The 3,090-nt window shown below is 34.1% G+C and carries 4 protein-coding genes; all 4 read left to right on the forward strand.

What is annotated here, in order from left to right; genetic code table 11:
• Window positions 1-95 precede the first annotated feature (95 nt).
• The 4 genes from PO830_RS14740 to PO830_RS14755 all read left to right on the forward strand — a co-directional run bounded on the left by PO830_RS14740 (window position 96) and on the right by PO830_RS14755 (window position 2,826).
• Entirely contained in the window at window positions 96-488 is a 393-nt protein-coding gene (locus PO830_RS14740) for a hypothetical protein (RefSeq protein WP_272854340.1), read from the forward strand.
• Window positions 489-739: 251 nt separating this feature from the next.
• A complete protein-coding gene (locus PO830_RS14745; protein ID WP_272854341.1) occupies window positions 740-1,519 on the forward strand; it encodes a hypothetical protein in 780 nt (259 codons plus the stop codon).
• Between the two features lie 251 nt (window positions 1,520-1,770).
• Window positions 1,771-2,157, forward strand: a complete 387-nt coding sequence (locus tag PO830_RS14750; protein ID WP_272854342.1) for a hypothetical protein — start codon at window positions 1,771-1,773, stop codon at window positions 2,155-2,157.
• A 252-nt stretch (window positions 2,158-2,409) separates the two neighbouring features.
• Window positions 2,410-2,826, forward strand: a complete 417-nt coding sequence (locus PO830_RS14755) for a 3-hydroxyacyl-ACP dehydratase FabZ family protein (protein ID WP_272854343.1) — start codon at window positions 2,410-2,412, stop codon at window positions 2,824-2,826.
• Window positions 2,827-3,090 lie beyond the last annotated feature (264 nt).

Raw genomic sequence — 3,090 nt, forward strand, 5'->3', positions numbered from 1 at the left:
TAATTAATTGAAAATCCAGAGTTTTAATTAACTTGTAAAAAATTAAAAGGCCCTACAGCATGTTATACAGGGCCGTTGTGTGTAATTTGGACAGAGTGAATCACTTAATTTATAAATCTGATAAGAATGTAAGCGCGTTAAATAAACTTATCGCCAACGGACTCTACTGTGGTTATATAGGTCCCAAAAAATTTGAACTTGAGCCAAACAAAATACCGAATAATTGCAGGCTAATTGGAATTTTAAACGATGATGGATCTTATGAACTAAGGTTTGATTTTCTCGCTCCTATTTCAATTGCAGCGAAAATTGCAATCATAATTGGACTTGTTGTTTCAATTTTTCAGTTGATTGAAGGAAATTGGATGTTCCCAATATGGTTTGTATTTTTTCCTCTCGTCCTAATTTTATTTGGCTATAAATTAAAACAGAAACGGGAAATTAAAAGATTCACTGATAGGATGATTGCGATTCGAAAAAAAGAATAAATCAAACTACACACAACAACGGCTATAATGCATCGGGTCATTTTCTTAACCGAAAACACTATCTTTAAAACAAACTAAAAAGGTCATCGGAATATCTTGAACATATTCGGCGGCTACCAAGTCTGGCTGAATCGCACGCAGCTAACGCTGCTTCCCACAAACGCTGCGCGTTTTGGTTCTGCCATTCAGCCGCCTAAGCTCCCGCCGACATGATAGCCTGGACCGTTGTGTGTAATTTTTCTTAAAAACCTATGGACTTCAATGAGAAAGATCAAATCCGATTTAATAAACAATCCAAGCAACATGCATTGGAAACCTTCTCATTTGAATTTAACAATAAATTTGACAGACCAATAGATAAATTGATTAAATCTTTGATAGAAGAACGCAATCAAATTTCTGAAAAGTATCAGTACCATTCAAAAATTCAAAAAGAAAAATCTGAAGATTTCTGGGAGCTACAAGACCGACTCAATATGACAGACCTGGATCTTGAAACGATATTAATGGATCATTTACAAGATTTAATTTATTTAGAAGATGAGATTATTGCAATTTGTGAAACAAAAATAATTTATGGATTTAAACATTTTGAAATAAGTTTAAAAAAGTTATTGAGAATTGCTTTTGGAGAAGATGATCAAATAAAAAAATTCAAATGGCATGAATTAATTTACTTTTTCAAACAAAAAAATATAGAGATATCAAAATTAAAAGGTTTTGATGAAATTAATCAAATGAGAATAATGAACAATGTATTAAAACATTCAGACGAAAAAATAGATGTTGATATTAGAAATTTTCCAGAATTTATAAATAAAAACTCTTTACATTTTCCACAACTTATCGAGTTTTATAAAAGAGTAAGAAAATCGCCAGAAATATTCCTAACCTCATTATCCAATGAGATTCAGAAATACTTATATGATTTTAGTGATAGTCGATTAGAAAACCTTGCAGAATATTATGCATTAAGAATGGAGAAAAAGGATGCTGATAAGTTTATTACTATATTAAAATCCAAATACTAAAAAAACTACACACAACAACGGCTATCATGCATCGGGTCATTTTCTTAACCGAAAACACTATCTTTAAAACAAACAAAAAGGTCATCGGAATATTATGAACATATTCGGCGGCTCCCAAAACACTGCTGAATCGCACGCAGCTAACACTGCTTCCCACAAACGCTTCGCGTTTTGGTTCTGCCGATTCAGCCGCCTAAGCTCCCGCCGTATGATAGCCCGGACCGTTGGCAACAATGTTGAAAAACCGAAAAATGAAAACAAAATTTAATATAATAATTGTTATTCTGATTGGACTTTTAACTCAATCTTGCGACCCTTCTTATTCTGTCTCAATTAAAAATAATAGTGGAGCTGAAATAATTGTTGATGCAAAATTGACTGAATATTTTGACCCGGGACTGACAACAACATTTATTGCGGACGAAAATAACCGACTTCAATTCAAAGTGGAAAACGGACACGAATTTCATTGCGGATACACAATCGGCGGATTAAAAGACGACCTGCCATTTACGGATTTGAGAATCTATATTGTAAATGACACAGTAATAGCAAGAAACAGAAATGAAGTACTGAATTTATTTGACAAGAATTGGCTTGGAAATTTGAAAACACCTTATACTCTGACAGTTGAATAAAAACACAGTTGCCAACAACGGCTATCATGCATCGGGTCATTCTATTAAACTGAAAACACTATCTTTAAAACAAACTAAAAAGGTCATCGGAATATTATGAACATATTCGGCGGCTCCCAAGCGCTGCTGAATCGCACGCGGTTATCACCGCTTCTCACAAACGCTCCGCGTTTTGGTTCTGCCATTCAGCCGCCTAAGCTCCCGCCGACATGATAGCCCGGACCGTTGTGCGTCATTTAGAAAAAAATTAAGATGAAAAACGAAATAGAAGAATTAATTCCACATAGATTTCCTTTTTTGTTTGTCGACAAAATCATAACTGCGAACGAAAAAGAAGTAGTTGGATTAAAAAGTTTTAACAAATCAAAAAATGAAATGTTAACAGGTAGTTTTCCTGACTTTGATTTTATTCCTGGAATGATTCTAATTGAATCAATGGCGCAATGCGGAGGAGCAGGTGTAAAAAAAGCAGGATTAGCAGATGGATTTTTCGGATTGGTGAGTATGGAAAATGTAAAATTTTTGAGTGGAGCAACTTATGACGAAGAAATTAAATATATTATCAAAAACATAAGAGTTAGTAACCGATTAATAAAACAATCTGGAATTGCATATGTTCGGAATAAACCTGTTGCAGAAGCTACTTGGCTATGTGCAAGAATTGATTAAAAAAAACGAACGCACAACAATGGCTATAAGTAATTGCTTGTTCTCGCCTGCTTCTGAAAATCCTCGCGGATTTTCAGTTTGGTGTGTACTTGCAAAGTTAGTGCTAACCCACGCAACTACTCATAGCCGAGACCGTTGTAAGTAATTTATGAAAGAAATCAACCCAAATATATTATCCATTGCTATATTTCTAATAATGATTGCTCCAGTCTGGTTAATAGGACAAGAATCAGACTGGTATGTTTTTGAACTTGAAAAAGTTGA

It is taken from the genome of Altibacter sp. HG106 (genome assembly GCF_028561755.1).
Taxonomy (GTDB): Bacteria; Bacteroidota; Bacteroidia; order Flavobacteriales; family Flavobacteriaceae; genus DFVG01.